Origin of the sequence: Kitasatospora sp. A2-31 (assembly GCF_022288725.1) — a bacterium.
Classification (GTDB): domain Bacteria; phylum Actinomycetota; class Actinomycetes; order Streptomycetales; family Streptomycetaceae; genus Kitasatospora.
This window is the reverse complement of sequence record NZ_JAKNTA010000178.1, coordinates 1-1,436: the sequence shown is the minus strand read 5'-3', so window position 1 is coordinate 1,436 and position 1,436 is coordinate 1. Positions and strand designations below refer to the sequence as shown.

Here is a 1,436-nt window from a genome sequence, read left to right as displayed (position 1 = left end):
CGGCGAGGACAACCAGGGCGTCATCGGCCTGCACCAGACCGGAATCCCCGACGAATTCGAGCCGAGCCTCTCGGTCCGGTTCATGGGGATCGACGAGAAGGCCATCATTTCCTATCTGGTCAGCGCGTACTACTCCGCAGCCATTCTGGTGCCCGACGCGATCGGTGTCCTCGAAAACGTCAACGTCGCCCAGCGTCGCGACTGACCGGGGCCGGTCGGCCACCGCGCTGCCCGGCCGGGCGGAACAGGCCCGGCCGGGCAGCGCCGGCCACCTCATGAGGGGGAGGAATTCATGGGAATCTTCACATTGGAGCGCGATCACCGCGAGGGGAACGAGGCGGCGGACGTGCTCGCCCGCGCCCGTGGCCTGGTGGACCCGGTGTTGCGCGCCGCCGTCGACTCGCTGCCCGGTTCCATGCGCAAGGTCGCGGGCTACCACTTCGGCTGGTGGGAGGCGGACGGATCGCCCGTGGCGGCGCCCTCCGGAAAGGCCATCAGGCCGGCGATGGTCCTGGCCGCCACCCAGGCCCTCGGTGGCAGCCCGGGCTCGGCGACCGCGGCGGCGGCCGCCGTCGAGCTGGTCCACAACTTCACGCTACTCCACGACGACGTCATCGACCGCGACGAGACCAGGCGCCACCGGCCCACCGCCTGGCGGGTGTTCGGCACCACCGAGGCCATCCTGGCCGGCGACGCCATGCACTCGCTGGCCCTGCGCCTGCTCGCGGAGGACAGCCATCCGGCCGCCCAGGGCGCGATCCGCCGGCTGACCGACTGCGTGGTCGAGCTCTGCGAGGGTCAGCAGATCGACTGCGCCTTCGAGCAGCGCAGTGACGTTTCGCTCCCCGAATGCCTGGCGATGGCAGAGGCCAAGACCGGTGCGCTGCTCGGTGCCGCCTGCGCGATCGGCGGGCGGGACGCGGGCGCCTCCGAGGAGGCCTCCCAGGCGCTGGACGGCTTCGGCCGCGAGATCGGACTGGCGTTCCAGCTCATCGACGACCTGATCGGGATCTGGGGTGACCCGGCCGTCACCGGCAAGCCGGTCGGTGCGGACCTGGTGGCGCGCAAGAAGTCGCTGCCGGTGGTGGCGGCGCTCGGCTCCGGGACGGCCGAAGGCCGGGTCCTGGCCGAGCTGTATGCGCTCGAACGGGTGCTCAGCCCCGAGGAGTTGCGCCGCTGTGCGGAGGCCGTCGAGAGGGCGGGCGGGCGTGGCTGGGCGCAGGGGGAGTCCTGCGAGCGGATGGCGGCAGCGCTCGCCCAGCTGGCCGTCGCGGTGCCCGAGCCCTCCGCGGCCGACGACCTGCTCGCTCTGGCGGAGCTGGTCACCCGGCGTAGTCACTGAGGGGGAGTCCCCGGCCCGGGGAGGGGGCCGGCGGCGCCGGCCCGGGGAAGGTCGGCCCCGGGAGGCCCGGGCCGGGGACTCCGGCCGGGGGGCG

The 1,436-nt window shown here is 73.5% G+C and carries 1 protein-coding gene and 1 pseudogene; both read left to right on the top strand.

Going from position 1 to position 1,436, the window contains the following annotated elements; genetic code table 11:
- Positions 1 to 205, top strand: a pseudogene (locus tag MCM47_RS40665) (Crp/Fnr family transcriptional regulator); the annotation flags it as partial.
- An 87-nt stretch (positions 206 to 292) separates the two neighbouring features.
- Entirely contained in the window at positions 293 to 1,342 is a 1,050-nt protein-coding gene (locus MCM47_RS40660; protein WP_238951822.1) for a family 2 encapsulin nanocompartment cargo protein polyprenyl transferase, read from the top strand.
- Positions 1,343 to 1,436: the final 94 nt, after the last annotated feature.

Excerpts from the sequence above, each read along its gene's own strand:
- MCM47_RS40660 (WP_238951822.1), top strand. The coding sequence starts at position 293 with ATGGGAATCTTCACATTGGAGCGCGATCACCGCGAGGGGAACGAGGCG.